This window comes from Achromobacter sp. ACM01, from assembly GCF_014851745.1.
GTDB lineage: Bacteria > Pseudomonadota > Gammaproteobacteria > Burkholderiales > Burkholderiaceae_B > Achromobacter > Achromobacter aegrifaciens.
The window spans coordinates 1,327,395-1,341,362 of sequence record NZ_JACVAF010000001.1 but is presented as its reverse complement, the minus strand read 5'-3'; the positions used below and the strand labels follow the sequence as shown (position 1 = coordinate 1,341,362).

The following is a 13,968-nucleotide window of genomic DNA, read 5'->3' as shown; positions in this document are numbered from 1 at the left end:
CGATCCGCGGCTGCGGGTTATTCGCCCCTTGCCCGCCGCGCCGCACTCGGCATACGCTCTATCCCCAAATAACCACCGGAAATCAACGTGCTGCGCGAAATTGATGAAACCTACGTGTTTTTCATCTGCGTAATCGCTTGCCTGGCCATCATCGAGCTGGGCTTCCGGTTGGGGCGCAGGCACCGCCGCGCTTCCGACGACGCCGCCAAGACCCATATCGGCGCGCTCCAGACCGCCTTGCTGGGCCTGCTGGCGCTGCTGCTGGGCTTTACCTTCGCGATGTCGGTGACGCGTTTCGAAACGCGCAAGAACCTGGTGCTGGAAGAGGCCAACGCCATCGGCAACGCCTATTGGCGCTCGCAGCTGCTGCCTCCCGCGGCCCGCGATCCCATCGCGAAGCTCTTGCTGGAATACACGACGACGGCGCTGGAGTTCAGCGACGCCGACAACGACAAGGAGCGCCTGGCCGCGGCCAGCATGACGTCGCGGCGCATCGAGCGCCAGATCCGGAGCACGGCTGCGAGCGTCCTGGAGAACCCGCCGTCGATATCCACGGTCATGTTCATCCAGGCCATCAACGAAATGGCCCAGGTCAATGAAAAGCGCCGCGTCGCGCTGGAAAACCACGTACCCGAGCCCGTCTTCTATCTGCTCTTCATCGTCACCGGCGGCGCAATGGGCTTCATCGCCTACGGCACCGGGCTGCACAAGCGCAGGCGGCTGATCTCGACCGGCCTGTTCGCCACGCTTATTTCCCTGGTGCTGACCTTCATCCTGGACATCGACCAGCCAGCCAGCGGCGTGATCATGGTCAGCCAGGAGAGCATGGTGCGGATGAAGGCGACGCTGGAGCAGGAGCGCTAGGCGCGCGGCGCCTGCGCCCCCCGTCCTGGCACGCGTCAGTACTGGTAGCGCATCGTCAGCATGGCGCTGCGTCCCGCCCCCCACGCGCCCTGGCTGTAGAACCCGATCTGGCTGTAGTACTTGCGATCGAACAGGTTGTTCACATTGAGCTGGGCGCTCAGGTTGCGATTGAAGCGGTAGCGAGCCATCAGATTGGTGATCGCATAGCTGCCCTGACCGACTCGCTCTTCTCCGTTCGGGCCGCTTGCCATCGTGTACACATGGCTTTGCCAGTTGACGCCGCCGCCCACCGTCAGACGGTTCCAATCGCCAGGCAGCGTATAAGTCGTGAACACGCGCACCAGGCTGCGCGGCTGGTCGGTCTGTATGGCATTGCCATCGCCGTCGCGCGCGGTCCAGTGCGACCAGCCCGCGGCAAGGTTCCATCCCGGCATCACTTCACCCGAAACCTCCAGGTCAAAACCGCGGCTGCGCGTGCCCTGCGCAGCGGTGTAGGCCTGGTTGATGGTGCCCGGCACCATGTAGCCCGGATCGACCTGGGCCACATTGTCCTGCTCGATCTGGAACACCGCGGCGCTGGCGTTCAGCTTGCCGTCCAGGAACTCGCCCTTGATGCCCGCTTCGTAAGACTTGCCCTCGAGCGGATCGAGCCAGTTGCCGCTGCGGTCCTGATAGCTCTGCGGATTGAAGATGCCGGTGTAGCTGACGTAGGCCGTGTAGGTCTCGTTGATGTCGTAGAGCAGGCCGGCATAGGGCGTGAATTCGTTCTTCTTGAAAGACTGGCGGCTGCCGCCGCCAAAGCCGACCGAATCCGTTTCCCACGTGCTGTAGCGGCCGCCCACGATGAGCTTGAGCGGATCGGCAAGATTGAAGCGCAAGGCGCCGTACCAGCCCGTTTGCTTGGTGGTGTACCGATTGGCGGTGACCGAATCGCTGCTCCATTCCGGCTCCGGATACGAGCCGTCCCAGTCGAGGAAATTGCCCACGGCCGCGCTCGACAGGGCCGAGCGGTAGTCGAAGTCGCCGTGCTGGCGGTTGAAGCTGGCGCCCACGACAGCCTCGTGGCGGCGGCCGAACAGCGTGAACGGACCGGATGCCTTGACGTCCAGGCTGTTCTGCTTGCGGTCTCCCACGTACCACGCCGGCGATGCGTTCACACCCAGGCCGGTGTCGCGGTCGGGCCAGCCATAGAGATAGAGAAGCTTGGCATCCATCTCGTTCTTTGAATGCGAGCCCACCGCGTTGACAGTCCAGCCATTGTCGAAGCGGTGTTCCAGGCTGGCGAAAGCGCCCTGGGTCGTGCTACCCCACGAACTCCAGTCCGCCCCGGTGTTCAGCGAACGGCTCCAGTCCGTGCGGCCGCCGTCGGCGTACCAGAGCGGGAAGCCGCCCCAGCTGCTGCGTTTCGGGTCGTTGTCCTGGTAATTGAAACCCACGCTCAGCGTCGTGCGGGAGGTGATGTCCGCGTCCACCACGCCATAGAACACCTTCTTGCGGTTCTGGTAGCCATCCAGGTAGGAGTGATTGTCCTGATAGGCCGAGACGATGCGTCCGCGCACACTGCCGGCGGAGTTGAGCGGCGTGGAAAGATCCACCGTGCCGCGATAGGTGTCCCAGTTGCCAGCGCTGACGCTCATGTCCGCCTTGAACTCACGGCTGGTGGCGTGCTTGCGTACCAGGTTGATCGACGCGGACGGATTCCCCGCGCCGGTCAGCAGGCCGGTGGCGCCCCGCACCACCTCGACCCGGTCATAGATGATGGGATCGAGCGATGACTCGCCCGCGGCATAGCCGGTGTCGAAGCTCGTCGGAATTCCGTCATACATGTAGTTGCTGACGCTGAAGCCCCGGGAATTGAACGAATACCGCTCGCTGTCATAGTTCTGCACCGAAATACCCGGCGTGCTCGCCATCACGTCAACCAGCGAAAGCATGTTCTCGTCGTCCATGCGTTGCCGCGTGACCACCGTGACCGACTGCGGCGTTTCACGCAATGTCAGCGGCAGCCCCGTACTGGCGGCGGTGGCGCGCGGCGTATACGAACCGGTGCCCTCGGTGGTGGTGCTGTCGGCGTTGCCGATCACCTGTACGGACTGCAAGGTGGCCACGCCCTCGTCCTGAGCCGTGGCAGTGCCGCAGGCCAGTGCCATCAGCACCAGGCAAGGCGTGCGCCGCAGGACGAGGCGTGGACGAACGGAACGAGTGCGGCCGGCGGGCCCGGGGTGTTGCATGTTGGCTTCCTTTCCCATGTTGAAACTTCTAATGGGAAGAAAGTGTAATGCAAACAATTCTCAGGTGCGTTATTGAATAACCAAGCATCACCTGCTGGACGTCCGTATCGTTTTGGGGACGCAACCTGGTTGCAGGCAGACCGCCCGGCCGGCCGGGTAGCTTGTCGAATGGCGCGTCAAAATGAAAACTGGCGCGGCCATCGTCGCGGCCGCGCCAGAAATTCCGGCTACCCGGTAGCGGCCAAGGCCGCTCGTGGCTGTGCCTCAGCCCGCCTTGCCCGCCGACGCCAACGCCTGCGCCGCAGGCTCGCCCGCGTCCGCACAGGCCGCCGGGCTGCGCTCGGCAAGCGCTTCCAGCAACTCGGACGACGGCACGAAGAACAGGCCGCCCGTGACCGCGTGGCTGAAGTCGAGCAGGCGGTCGTAATTGCCGGGCGGACGTCCGACGAACATGTTCTCCAGCATCAGCTCGATGGGACGCGGCGAACGCGCGTAGCCGATGAAGTACGTGCCGAATTCCCCGGATCCCGGCCGGCCGAACGGCATGTTGTCGCGCAGGATCTTCAGTTCCTGGCCGTTTTCCTCGATGGTCGTCAGGGCGCTGTGCGAGGACGAGGGCTTGATGTCGTCGTCGAGTTCCACGTTGGACCACTTGTGGCGGCCGATGACCCCTTCCTGGCCTTCGACCGTCAGCGCATTCCAGGCCTTCATGTCGTGCAGGTACTTCTGCACCAGCACGTAGCTGCCGCCGGCGAACTCGGCGTCCTCGTCGCCGATGACGGTGAAGTCGAATGCTTCCTGCCCTTCCGGATTCTCGGTCCCGTCGACGAAGCCGATGATGGCGCGGCGGTCGAAGTAGCGAAAGCCATGGACCTCATCCACGACCGTCACGGCATCGCCCAATCCGCCCAGCAACAAGGTGGCCAGTTCGAAGCAGAAATCCATCGAGTCCGCGCGGATGTGCAGCAGCAGGTCGCCCGGCGTCGCCATGGCCAGGCGCTCGCCGGAACCGAACTCGCGGAAAGGGTGCAGCGCGGCGGGACGCGGCGCGCCGAAAAGCGTGTCCCAGGCCGTGGAGCCGAAGGCGGTGACACAGGAAAGATTCTGCTCGGGCGCGCGCGTGCCCACCGTGCGGACAACGGCGGCGACATCGGCGCACCAGCCACGCACGGTTTCGGCGGCGGCGGCGCCTTCATTGAGGGTGGCCACGATGAAAATCGCGTGGCGGGTCGTCGTATTGTGGACGGCTTGGGATAGGGGCTGACGGTCAGACATCGGATCGGGGACCTCAAGAAAGCGAGCGCGGCGGCGCGAAAGGGCTAGTCCGATTCTAAGCGCGGACTGTGTACGTGCGCACCCGATTGGTTACGGCACCGCCCTCAACCACTCGCTCACCACATCCAGCACGATGCGGCTTTGTTCGCGGTGCGGCACATGCCCGCAGTTCTCCAGCAGCACAGGGCGGCCGCCGGCCAGCGCCGCGATCTTTTCCTGGTGTTTGGGGGAACCGTATTCGTCGATTTCGCCATGCAGGGCAAGCACGGGGCAACGCACCTGGCGCAATTGCTCGTCCAGGTTCCAGGCGGCAAACTCGGGCGACAGCCAGGTGTTGATCCACGCGCCCAGCACCCATTCGGCTTTCTCGCCGTGATACTTCTTCAGCCGGTCCAGCTGGCCGGGTTCTGCGAAATTCTGCTTGGCGGCCCGTATGCCTTCCAGTGTGCGGTCTTCGGCAAACATCTGTGCGGACTCGGTGATCAGCGCCCGGCAATCGTCGGCATACACGCCGGCGCAGCAGACAGCCATGCCACCGCCCACGCTATGGCCGAACCCCACGTAGGGGCCGATGCCCAGCGCTGCGCGCAGGCTGCGGAATCCGCCCTGCGCTTCTTCTTCCACAAAGCCGGGTTCGAACACGGCGGTATTGGGATCGGAGCGGCCAAAGCCCAGGCGGTCATAGGCGATGACGCTGCGCCCGGTGGCCTGCGCCAGTTGTTCAGGGAAATCGCGCCACAGCTCCACGCAACCCAGCGAATCATGGAACAGCACGATGGGCGCTGCGGCAGCGGTCTCACCGGCGGGATCCCAGCGCCGCGCGAAAAGGCGGCCCTGGCTGGTGTTCACGTAGACATCCTGGCTGGTAACGGCAAGCATGAAAAGTCCTGGGGAGAGTATGCGACGATGCGCCATCGCACCGCGCTCCGATTATAGGAAAGCCGGCGGCCTCACCGCAGTCCGGACACCACGCCTGCGGCGATGATGAGCAGGACCAGCGCGGAAATCGCCGTGTAGGCGTAGTCGCGCTCGCGCAGGAAAATGGCCAGCATCAGCGCCACCCGCGCCACTGGCAGCAGGATGAACAGGGCCACCCCGACCTTGACGAGTCCAAGGTCCCGCAGGCCGCCATGCGCGGGCAACAGGAAATCCACAGCCATGCCGGCGGCGATGAGAGCCGAGGCGAGCCAGGTTCCGTACCACAGCAAGCCGGCGATGGCGCGGTCGCGCCGCGCCTGTTTGTCCACCGTCTGCGTCATGCCGGGCCTCCCGGGATATGCACGCCCAACGCGCTCAGCAGCATCTGCACCGCCAGCAGGGACAGCACGATCACGAAGAACAGCCGCAGCTTGTCCGCCGGCAGGCCCATCAGCAGGCGGGCGCCGAGCAAAGCGCCCGCGACCGAACCCAGCGCGACCGGTCCGGCGATGCCTATGTCGATATCGCCGCGCACGAAATAGGCGCCGGCGCTGGCGGCGGCGGTCACGCCGATCATGAAATTGGACGTCGCCGACGAGACCTTGATGGGCAGCTTCAGCGCGGCATCCATGGCCGGAATCTTGAGCACGCCCGAGCCTATTCCGAGCAAGGCCGAAATCAGCCCCGCGCCATACATCAGCGACAAGCCCAGCGGCACGCGATCCACCTGATAGTGCACCTCCCGGCCCAGCGCGCGGTCGGGGAAGCTTGCGTGCAGGCGCAACGCGGTGGCCCAGCTGGCGGCGCCGGGCGCAATCGCCACGGCCTCGCGCCGGCGCGCCAGCATCTGCTGCGCGGACAGCGCCAGGATCACTGCGAACAGGCCGTAGAGAAATCCGGTCGAGACGATGCCGATGAGGAACACGCCGGTCAGCGCGCCCAGCGTGGTGGCCGTCTCCAGGACGATGGCAAGCCTGACGTTGGTCAGCCGCCCTTTCAGGAAAGGCGCGGCGCTGCCGCAGGAACAGGCGATCACCGAGATGATGCTGGCCCCGATGGCGACATGGATGTCCACGCCGAACAGCAACGTCAGGATGGGCACGATGAAGATGCCGCTGGCCATCCCCAGCACCCCGCCCAGCGCGCTGGCGCCGAAGGCGGCGGCGAACAGCCAGAAGATCGTCGAGGTCTCCATGGCCGCCGCTTCAGGTCGGCTTGCGTGGCTGGCGCGCCAGGCGGGTACTGAAGCGGATCAGGTCGCCGCGGTAGTACAGCTTTTCGTAGTCGACGGGCCGCTGGCCCTCGGTGTAGGACGTGCGCTCGATGAGGAAGATCGGGCTTCCCGCGGCGACGCCCAGCGCCTGCGCGACGCGTTCGTCTGCCGTCACCGCTTCCAGCTGGTACTCGGCCTCGATCAGCGGCAGGTCGTAGCGCAGCTCCAGCAGGTCGAAGATGGGCTCGGCCTCCAGGTCGTTGCTGGCGACTTTTTCGCCCACGTCCAGCGGTAGATAGGTTTCATCAAACGACATGGCCACGCCGTCCGCCAGCCGCACTCGCTCGATCCGATAGACCAGCGCGCCGCGCGCCACGCCCAGTTGGCGGGCGACGTCTTCCGTGGCCGGCACCGGGCGCTTGTCCAGCAGGCGCGCGGTCGCCCGGCGGCCGAGCGCGGTCATGTCCTCGACGAATCCGCTCAGGGCCGTCAGCGGCTGCATCAGCTTGGGCTCCGTGACGAACGTGCCTTTGCCGCGCCGGATTTCCACCAGCCCGCGCGCAACCAGGTTTTCCACCGCCTTGCGCACGGTGCTGCGGCTGACGGCGAAGCGCTCGATCAATTGGTCTTCCGTTGGCAGCCGGTCGCCAGGCGACAGGCTGCCGGACGAGATTTCCGCAGCCAGGGCCATTTCCACCCGGGCATAAAGAGGAGCATATTCGGCATCGTTTTGCATGAAGACATCATAACATCATGATGTCATGATGACGCAAGGGCGAACATGCATTACGGATGACGACGCCGGCAACTGGTAGTCTTCGCAGGCCTGCCCGGCGCCTTCCGCGCCGGCGCCACTCTCAAGCGAGACACGATATGAGCAATTTCATGCACAGCGCCTCCGTTCCCGTCCTGACGCAAATGCTGTCGGCCCTGTCCGACGTGCTGAAGAAAGCGGAAGCCCACGCCACGGAAAAGAACATCGATCCGGACGCCTACCTGGGCGCCCGCCTGTTCCCCGATATGTTCCCGCTGTCGCGCCAGGTGCAGATCGCCGCGGATTTTGCCAAGGGCATCGCCTCGCGCCTGGCTGGCGCGGAAGTGCCTTCGTGGCCGGATAGCGAAGCCACCTTCGCGGGCCTGCAAGCCTTGATCGCCAAGACGCTGGAGCACCTGGCTTCGTTCGGCCCCGAACAGTTCGCGCAGAGCGAAGCGCGCGAAATCGTGCTGCGCCCCGGCACGCCCAAGGAAAAGAAACTGAGCGGCAGCGCCTATCTGCTGCACTATGGGCTGCCGCAGTTCTTCTTCCATGTGACCACGGCCTACGACCTCCTGCGCCACAACGGCGTGGAAATCGGCAAGCGCGATTACATGGGCAAGTACTGATCCGTGTCAGCGGGCCTCAAGCCATTGAGGCCCGCGCCCGGCGGCTACTCCGCGTAGCCCGGGTTGCGGCGGTCCAGGCGGCGCAGCAGTCCCGGCCAGGCCAGCATGGCCTTGTGCGCGCGGTCGGCCTGCGATTCCACCGTGGCGTTCTTCAGGATGTCAGGCGGGATGTAGGTCAGTTCGCCACCGGCCTGGGCCCGCACCTGCACCATGCAGGCGGCCTCCAGCCGGTGCATGGCCTGGAACGCTTCGGCCATGCTCTGCCCCACGGTCAACAGGCCATGGTTGCGCAAGATGAGATAAGTGTTGCTGCCCAGGTCCCGTACCAGGCGAGGCTGTTCCTCGGGATTGAGCGCCAGGCCTTCGTAGTCGTGGTAGCTGAGCGAACGCAGCACGATGAACGCGAACTGCGACAGCGGCAGCAGGCCGGCCTTCTGCGCCGACACCGCCACGCCGTTGATGGAGTGCGTATGCAGCACGCACATCGCGTCCTTGCGAGCCGCGTGGATACAGCTATGGATGGTGAAGCCGGCTGGATTGATGTCGTACTCCGACTCCATCACCTTGCGCCCGTCCAGATCGATCTTGACCAGGCTCGATGCCGTGATTTCGTCGAACATCATGCCGTAGGGGTTGATCAGGAAATGTTCGGTCCCCGGCACCTTGGCCGTGATGTGGGTGAAGATCAGATCGTCCCAGCCGAACAGCGCCACCAAACGGTATAGCGCCGCCAGATCCTTGCGGACCTCCCATTCCGTCGCGCTGACCTGTTCGCGCACGCTGGCGCCCTTGCCTGCCGTATCCATGTTGTCTCCGTGTCTTGATGATTGCCCGCCGCGATCGGGCGGACGCTGTCTGGCACTTTATTCGTTTTGGCGGCGGCCGGCACGGGGCGCGGCCAAGGAGCGGTCACCCCGTCTCATAAAAAAAGGCGCCCGTCGGACGCCCTGTTCGTTTCCAGCCGTTTATTGCGGTTCGATCACTGCGGTTCGATCTTCGCGTCGATCGCGCGCTGGGTCCAGACCTGGCGCTGCGACTGCGCGAAGGCCTGGTGTTCAGCCACGCTGTTGGGCGAGACCTGCATGCCCAGGGATTCGAAGCGCTGCAGCACGTCCGGCTCGCGCAGGATGGCGGCGACTTCCTGGTTCAGTTTCTGCACGATGGCGTCGGGCGTCTTGGCCGGCACGGCCACGCCGACCCACACGACCAGGTCGAACTTCTGGTAGCCCAGCTCGGCCAGCGTCGGCACGCTGGGGAACTCCTTGGCGCGTTCATGGCCCGTGTAGGCCAGGCCGCGCAGCTTGCCGGCCTGCATGAACGAGGTCACGACAGAGAGGTCGGCGAACAGGTAGTCGACGTGGCCGCCCAGCAGGTCGGTCACGGCCGGCGGCTGGCTCTTGTACGGCACGCCGTTGGCCGCGGCGCCCGCCACCGTGTTGAAGGTGGCGCCGGCGATCTGGCTGGTGGGCGAGCCATACGCGTAGTTCAGGGGCTTGGCCTGCGTGGCCTTGACCAGTTCCTGCAGCGACTTGTAGGGCGCGTCCTCGCGCACCACCAGCATCATCGGAATGGTGGCGATGCGCACGACGTGGGTGAAGTCGCCGGTGGGATCGAACGGCAGCTTGCGGAACAGCGCGGGCGTGGCCGAGTGCGTCGAACTGCTGGTGAGGATCAGCGTGTAGCCGTCGGGCTGCGCCCGCGCGACGAACGAGGCGCCGATGGTGCCGGACGCGCCGGGCTTGTTCTCGATGACGACAGGCACGTTCAGGCGCGGGCCGAGCTTCTCGGCAATGATGCGCGCGCTGGTGTCGGTGGCGCTGCCCGGAGAGAACGGCACGACGATGGTGATGGGCTTGTCAGGATAGGCGCCCTGCGCCAATGCCACGGACGGCAGTGCGCCAGCCAGCGCGGTCAGGACGGTGAGGCTGCCAGCGGCCAGCAGGCGGCGGCGGACGCCGAACGGTCGGATCATGCTTGTCTCCTGTGAGGGGCCGCGGGTCGGCCTCTTGAACTCTGACCGTATGATGCTTGCGACCCGTTTATCCCAACAAGGGACTAATTTTCATAGACTTATTCCAAACCGGGATTAATTCTCTGAAGCCTGGCGCTGCCGCAGATATTCCTCGGTCGCCTGCAGGAAGGCTGAAGCCGCCAGCGACAGCCGCGCGTTGCGGCGCTGGATGAGCCAGAGTTCGTGCCCGTGCTTGCGAGCGCCGTCTATGGCGAGGATGCGCAGGCCCAACTGCCGCGCCAGATCGCAGGCATAACCGGGCACGACCGTTATCCCCAGGCCCGCGCCGACCAGCTTCAACGCCGAGGTCAGCATGCCGGCCTCGATGCGGTAGCGGAATTCCAGGTTCAGGTCGGCCGCCACGCGGTCCAGGCTGCGCCGCACGCTATACACGTTGCGTAGCATGATGTGATCATGGGCGGCCACGTCGGCCCACGACACTGAACGCTTGCGCGTCAACGCATGGCGCGGCGCGCACACCGCGTACATGGTGTCGCGATAGATGACCCGGGTGGCCAGTTCTTCCGAAGGGATTTCGACCGAGACGATGCCGAAGTCGGCGCGACCGTTGCGCACGTGCTCGATGGTGTCGTCGGTGGAAAGTTCGAACAAATCCAGCTTCACGCTGGGATGGGCGCGGTGATAGTCGGCCACCACCTCGCCCAGCAGGCCCACCATCATCAGCGGCGAAGTGGCCACGCCCACCGTGCCGCGCTCCAGCGTGCGCAGGCCCGACATGCTGCGCTCGGCGGCGCGCACGGTGCCCAGGATTTCCTGGGCATAGGCGTAGAAATCCGCCGCGCCGTCGCAGGGCGTGACGCTGCGGGTGGAGCGCTCGAACAGCGGCTGGCCGACCTCGGCCTCAAGTTCGGCGCAGAGCTTGCTGACGGCCGATTGCGTCACGAAGGCCGCGCGCGCGGCCGCCGTGAAACTGCGCAGTTCGTATAGCGCGCAAAACACGCGCAATTGCTTGAGAGTGATGTTCATGGTCGAAGTCGCCGCCAGGCGCCGCCGGCCATGCCGGCCTCAGCGCGCAGGCTCGAGCATATCGCGATCGGCATCCTGGCGCGGCGCCTGGCGCCTGATCTCGCCCGGCGTGCGCGAGAAGCGCACCGGGATGCCAGCGGCCACCAGCGGCCCTTCGGTCGGATGTTCCACGCGCTGGAAGAAGCCCGTCGCCTTCAGGTGCGGATCTTCGAACAGGGCTTCCGGCGTGTTCACCCGCGAGTGCGGAATGTCCGCGTCCGCCAGCAGCGCCAGCCATTCCTCGGTACCGCGCAAGGCGACGATGTCCGCAAGGTCCTGATAGAGCTCGTCGAAGTGCCGCGCGCGCGCGCTTGCGTCGACATAGCGCGCGTCCGCCGCCAGGTCCGCACGTTCGGCCAGGGCGAAGAAGCGCCGCCACTGCGCGTCGGTGTAGGGCAGCAGCGCCAGGTAGCCGTCGCGAGTACGGTAGGGACGCCGCTGCGGCGACAGCACGCGGCTGTAGCCCATGGGTCCCCGCGGCGGCACGAAGCTGTGGCCGCTCATGTGTTCGATCAACGTGAAGGAGACCAGGGTCTCGAACATGGGGACCTCAACCGCCTGCCCCTGGCCCGAACGCTCGCGCTCGTACAGCGCCATGGGTATGGCGTAGGCCAGCGTCAGGCCCGCCACCTTGTCGGCAAGGATGGTGTTCACATAGGCCGGCGCGCCGCTGTTGCGCCCCTGCAAATCGGCCAGGCCGCTCATGGCCTGGATGATGTCATCGAAGGCCGGACGCGCCGCATAGGGGCCGTCCTGGCCGAAGCCCACGGCCGAGCAATGGATCAGGCGCGGGTTGCGCGCGCGCAGCGTGTCCGCGTCCAGGCCCAGGCGCGCCAGGGCCGCCGGACGCACGTTGGACACGAACACGTCCGCGCCATCGATCAGGCGCAGCAGGCTTTCGCGATCGGCCGGCGTCTTGGCATCCAGCGTCACGCTGTACTTGTTGCGGTTGAGGTTCAGGTAAGCCGGCCCCATGCCCGGACTCGCGGCCGGAGCCGAGGTGCGGAACACGTCGCCTTCGGGCGCCTCGACCTTGATGACCTCCGCGCCCATGTCGGCGAGGATCTGCGTGCCGTACGGCCCCATGGCCACCGACGTCAGGTCGATGACGCGCACGCCCGCGAGCGGACCGGCCATTACTTGGCCTCCTGCTGCTTCTTGCGATTGACGAAGGGCGCCATGTAGCGGCGCGGCTCGTCGGTAGTGAAGGCCTCGCCGAACGCCGCCACGCTGCGATCCAGGCCGGCCTCGACAGTCGACTCGCTCCAGTAGCGCAGCAGGGCCTTCTGCGAACGCACGGCGATCGGACCGCTTTCGGCGATGGGCGCCACGGTGCGTTCGACCAGGGCGTCCAGCGCGCCGGCCTCGCTGACGAATTCCAGGAAGCCCCACTGCCGGGCCTGGGTCGCGTCCACGGTCTCGCCGGTCAGCAGCAGCCAGTTGGTGGGGCCGGGACCGATGATGGCCGGCAGCAGCACGGCGTGGATTACGGACGGAATGCCCACGCGCACCTCGGGCATGCCGAAAACCGCGTCCGCCGAGCCCAGGCGGATATCGCAGGCCGCGGCCAGCTCCATGCCGGCGCCGAGGCAGAAGCCGGGAATGCGGGCAATGGTGGGCACGGGAATCGCGGCCACGGCGTCGCACAGGTCGCGCAGCCGGGTAATGAACTCGCGCGCGCCCTGCGGGTCGAGTTCGGCCATTTCATAGATGTTGGCGCCGCCCACGAAGGCACGCTCGCCCGAGCCGCGGATGACGACGGCGCGGGCATCGTCCTGCGCGCCAATCCAGCGGGCGGCCTCGGTCAGGCTCAACGTGACCGCCGAGGCCAGGATGTTCAGGCTCTTGGCATCGTGGATCTGCAAGGTGTAGACGCCGCGCTCGTCGCGGGTCACGAGGGCATGGGAAAAGGCGGGAACAGGCGCGGTCATGGAAACTCCAGCTAGGGTTATCGTCACCGATGCTAAGGGCGAGGTTTCATCACAACAAACGAGTAATTTTCATGAAATAAGTCTGGAATGGAATAAATACCGAAGCACGGGCGGCTTGGGTACGATAGCCGCCTCTTGCGGGAGTCGCACCATGGGTATCACGCTGCGCCAGCTCCGGGCCTTCTGCGCCGTGTACGAGCTGAAGAACTTCACCCGCGCCGCCGAGGCGCTCAACCTGACGCAGTCCACCGTCAGCAAGCTCTGCTCCGAACTGGAGAAGACGATAGGCATGGCGCTGTTCGAGCGCTCCGCGCGCGGCGTCGAGCTGCTGGAGGGCGCGGCCGAGCTGTATGCCTACGCGCAGGAAACCTTCGGATCGCTGCGCGCGGCCGAACGCAGCCTGAGCAGCCTGGCCGGGCTGGAGCGCGGCGAGGTCTCCGTCGCGGCCTCGCCCATCATGATGCACACGCTGATCGCGCCCGTGGTGGCGCAATTCCATGCGCGTCATCCCAACATCGTCTTCGACCTGCACGAGCTCACCGGCGACGAGGCCACCGAGCATGTCCTGCACGGCAAGGCCGATCTGGGGCTGGTGGCGCTGGAAAGCCAGGATCCGCGGCTGGACTGCCGCGTCGTCTACCGCGGCCCCATGTATGCCGTGGTGCCGGCCAACCACCCGCTGGCGCTGCACGAAGAGGCGCGTTGGCGCGAACTGGCGCGCTACCCGCACATCCTGCTGCGCGGCACCTACACCGTGCGCCGCAAGATGGACCAGATCCTGCGGGACCAGGGGCTGACGGTGCGCAGCGTGGCCCAGACCGGCAGCCTGACCACCGCCTTTGCCATGATCCGCGGCGGCATGGGCATCACGGTCATGCCAGGCTACGTGCGCCATGTCTGCCAGGAAATGGGGCTGAAGGCGCTGTGCATCGCCGACCGGCCCCAGGCGCTGCACGAACTGTCCGTCCTGCGCCGTGCCGACTACCGGCTGTCGCGCGCCGCTGCCGCATTTCTCGCTGCTTTCGAAGCCCATCTTGCAGAGCAGGGGCAGCCCGCTGCCGCCGGCCATTCATCTCTTTCTTGAATGCCTTCATGACAATTAATCAATTGTTTGCA

Annotated in this window: 14 protein-coding genes; 3 read left to right on the top strand and 11 right to left on the bottom strand. The window is 65.8% G+C overall.

Going from position 1 to position 13,968, the window contains the following annotated elements:
- Positions 1-87: 87 nt before the first annotated feature.
- Positions 88-864, top strand: coding sequence for a hypothetical protein (locus IB268_RS06145; RefSeq protein ID WP_192353983.1), 777 nt, complete (start codon positions 88-90; stop codon positions 862-864).
- 35 nt (positions 865-899) lie between these two features.
- Here the strand turns inward: IB268_RS06145 and fhuE are convergent, their stop codons facing one another.
- The 6 genes from fhuE to IB268_RS06115 all read right to left on the bottom strand — a co-directional run bounded on the left by fhuE (position 900) and on the right by IB268_RS06115 (position 7,237).
- Positions 900-3,095 (bottom strand): ferric-rhodotorulic acid/ferric-coprogen receptor FhuE, encoded by a 2,196-nt coding sequence (fhuE, locus tag IB268_RS06140; protein WP_054452280.1) that lies wholly within the window; start codon positions 3,093-3,095, stop codon positions 900-902.
- Between the two features lie 264 nt (positions 3,096-3,359).
- On the bottom strand, positions 3,360-4,370 hold the full coding sequence (locus tag IB268_RS06135) for a Dyp-type peroxidase (RefSeq protein ID WP_054451736.1): 1,011 nt from the start codon (positions 4,368-4,370) through the stop codon (positions 3,360-3,362).
- Positions 4,371-4,460: 90 nt separating this feature from the next.
- A complete protein-coding gene (locus IB268_RS06130; RefSeq protein WP_054451738.1) occupies positions 4,461-5,249 on the bottom strand; it encodes an alpha/beta fold hydrolase in 789 nt (262 codons plus the stop codon).
- A 71-nt stretch (positions 5,250-5,320) separates the two neighbouring features.
- Positions 5,321-5,629: a DUF1634 domain-containing protein gene (locus IB268_RS06125; RefSeq protein WP_054451740.1), complete on the bottom strand. Its 309-nt coding sequence runs from the start codon at positions 5,627-5,629 to the stop codon at positions 5,321-5,323.
- Entirely contained in the window at positions 5,626-6,483 is an 858-nt protein-coding gene (locus tag IB268_RS06120) for a sulfite exporter TauE/SafE family protein (protein WP_054451742.1), read from the bottom strand. Before IB268_RS06120 ends, IB268_RS06125 begins: the two co-directional genes overlap by 4 nt.
- 10 nt (positions 6,484-6,493) lie before the next feature.
- A complete protein-coding gene (locus tag IB268_RS06115; RefSeq protein WP_192353982.1) occupies positions 6,494-7,237 on the bottom strand; it encodes a GntR family transcriptional regulator in 744 nt (247 codons plus the stop codon).
- A 137-nt stretch (positions 7,238-7,374) separates the two neighbouring features.
- Between IB268_RS06115 and IB268_RS06110 the strand changes: the two genes are divergently transcribed.
- Positions 7,375-7,884 (top strand): DUF1993 family protein, encoded by a 510-nt coding sequence (locus IB268_RS06110; protein WP_054451745.1) that lies wholly within the window; start codon positions 7,375-7,377, stop codon positions 7,882-7,884.
- Positions 7,885-7,928: 44 nt separating this feature from the next.
- Here the strand turns inward: IB268_RS06110 and IB268_RS06105 are convergent, their stop codons facing one another.
- From IB268_RS06105 to IB268_RS06085, 5 genes are all read right to left on the bottom strand, one after another.
- The gene (locus IB268_RS06105) at positions 7,929-8,690 is read right to left on the bottom strand and encodes a class II aldolase/adducin family protein (RefSeq protein WP_119449472.1); all 762 of its coding nucleotides are present in this window, start codon (positions 8,688-8,690) and stop codon (positions 7,929-7,931) included.
- A gap of 173 nt (positions 8,691-8,863) precedes the next feature.
- Positions 8,864-9,856 (bottom strand): tripartite tricarboxylate transporter substrate binding protein, encoded by a 993-nt coding sequence (locus IB268_RS06100; protein ID WP_054451748.1) that lies wholly within the window; start codon positions 9,854-9,856, stop codon positions 8,864-8,866.
- A gap of 114 nt (positions 9,857-9,970) precedes the next feature.
- Positions 9,971-10,882 carry a LysR family transcriptional regulator gene (locus IB268_RS06095; protein ID WP_054451750.1) on the bottom strand — a complete coding sequence of 304 codons (912 nt, stop codon included), beginning with the start codon at positions 10,880-10,882 and terminating at the stop codon, positions 9,971-9,973.
- A gap of 39 nt (positions 10,883-10,921) precedes the next feature.
- Positions 10,922-12,058, bottom strand: a complete 1,137-nt coding sequence (locus tag IB268_RS06090) for a CaiB/BaiF CoA-transferase family protein (protein WP_175160225.1) — start codon at positions 12,056-12,058, stop codon at positions 10,922-10,924.
- Positions 12,058-12,852, bottom strand: coding sequence for an enoyl-CoA hydratase (locus IB268_RS06085; RefSeq protein WP_192352692.1), 795 nt, complete (start codon positions 12,850-12,852; stop codon positions 12,058-12,060). The genes IB268_RS06090 and IB268_RS06085 overlap by 1 nt, the downstream gene beginning before the upstream one ends.
- Positions 12,853-13,003: 151 nt before the next feature.
- Here IB268_RS06085 and IB268_RS06080 point away from each other — a divergent pair, with 151 nt between their 5' ends.
- Positions 13,004-13,936 carry a LysR family transcriptional regulator gene (locus tag IB268_RS06080; RefSeq protein WP_192353981.1) on the top strand — a complete coding sequence of 311 codons (933 nt, stop codon included), beginning with the start codon at positions 13,004-13,006 and terminating at the stop codon, positions 13,934-13,936.
- Positions 13,937-13,968: the final 32 nt, after the last annotated feature.

Coding starts and splice junctions, on each gene's coding strand:
- IB268_RS06105 (WP_119449472.1), bottom strand. CDS start 8,690: ATGGATACGGCAGGCAAGGGCGCCAGCGTGCGCGAACAGGTCAGCGCG.
- IB268_RS06115 (WP_192353982.1), bottom strand. CDS start 7,237: ATGCAAAACGATGCCGAATATGCTCCTCTTTATGCCCGGGTGGAAATG.
- IB268_RS06100 (WP_054451748.1), bottom strand. CDS start 9,856: ATGATCCGACCGTTCGGCGTCCGCCGCCGCCTGCTGGCCGCTGGCAGC.
- IB268_RS06085 (WP_192352692.1), bottom strand. CDS start 12,852: ATGACCGCGCCTGTTCCCGCCTTTTCCCATGCCCTCGTGACCCGCGAC.
- fhuE (WP_054452280.1), bottom strand. CDS start 3,095: ATGCAACACCCCGGGCCCGCCGGCCGCACTCGTTCCGTTCGTCCACGC.
- IB268_RS06125 (WP_054451740.1), bottom strand. CDS start 5,629: ATGACGCAGACGGTGGACAAACAGGCGCGGCGCGACCGCGCCATCGCC.
- IB268_RS06110 (WP_054451745.1), top strand. CDS start 7,375: ATGAGCAATTTCATGCACAGCGCCTCCGTTCCCGTCCTGACGCAAATG.
- IB268_RS06080 (WP_192353981.1), top strand. CDS start 13,004: ATGGGTATCACGCTGCGCCAGCTCCGGGCCTTCTGCGCCGTGTACGAG.
- IB268_RS06135 (WP_054451736.1), bottom strand. CDS start 4,370: ATGTCTGACCGTCAGCCCCTATCCCAAGCCGTCCACAATACGACGACC.
- IB268_RS06120 (WP_054451742.1), bottom strand. CDS start 6,483: ATGGAGACCTCGACGATCTTCTGGCTGTTCGCCGCCGCCTTCGGCGCC.
- IB268_RS06090 (WP_175160225.1), bottom strand. CDS start 12,058: ATGGCCGGTCCGCTCGCGGGCGTGCGCGTCATCGACCTGACGTCGGTG.
- IB268_RS06130 (WP_054451738.1), bottom strand. CDS start 5,249: ATGCTTGCCGTTACCAGCCAGGATGTCTACGTGAACACCAGCCAGGGC.
- IB268_RS06095 (WP_054451750.1), bottom strand. CDS start 10,882: ATGAACATCACTCTCAAGCAATTGCGCGTGTTTTGCGCGCTATACGAA.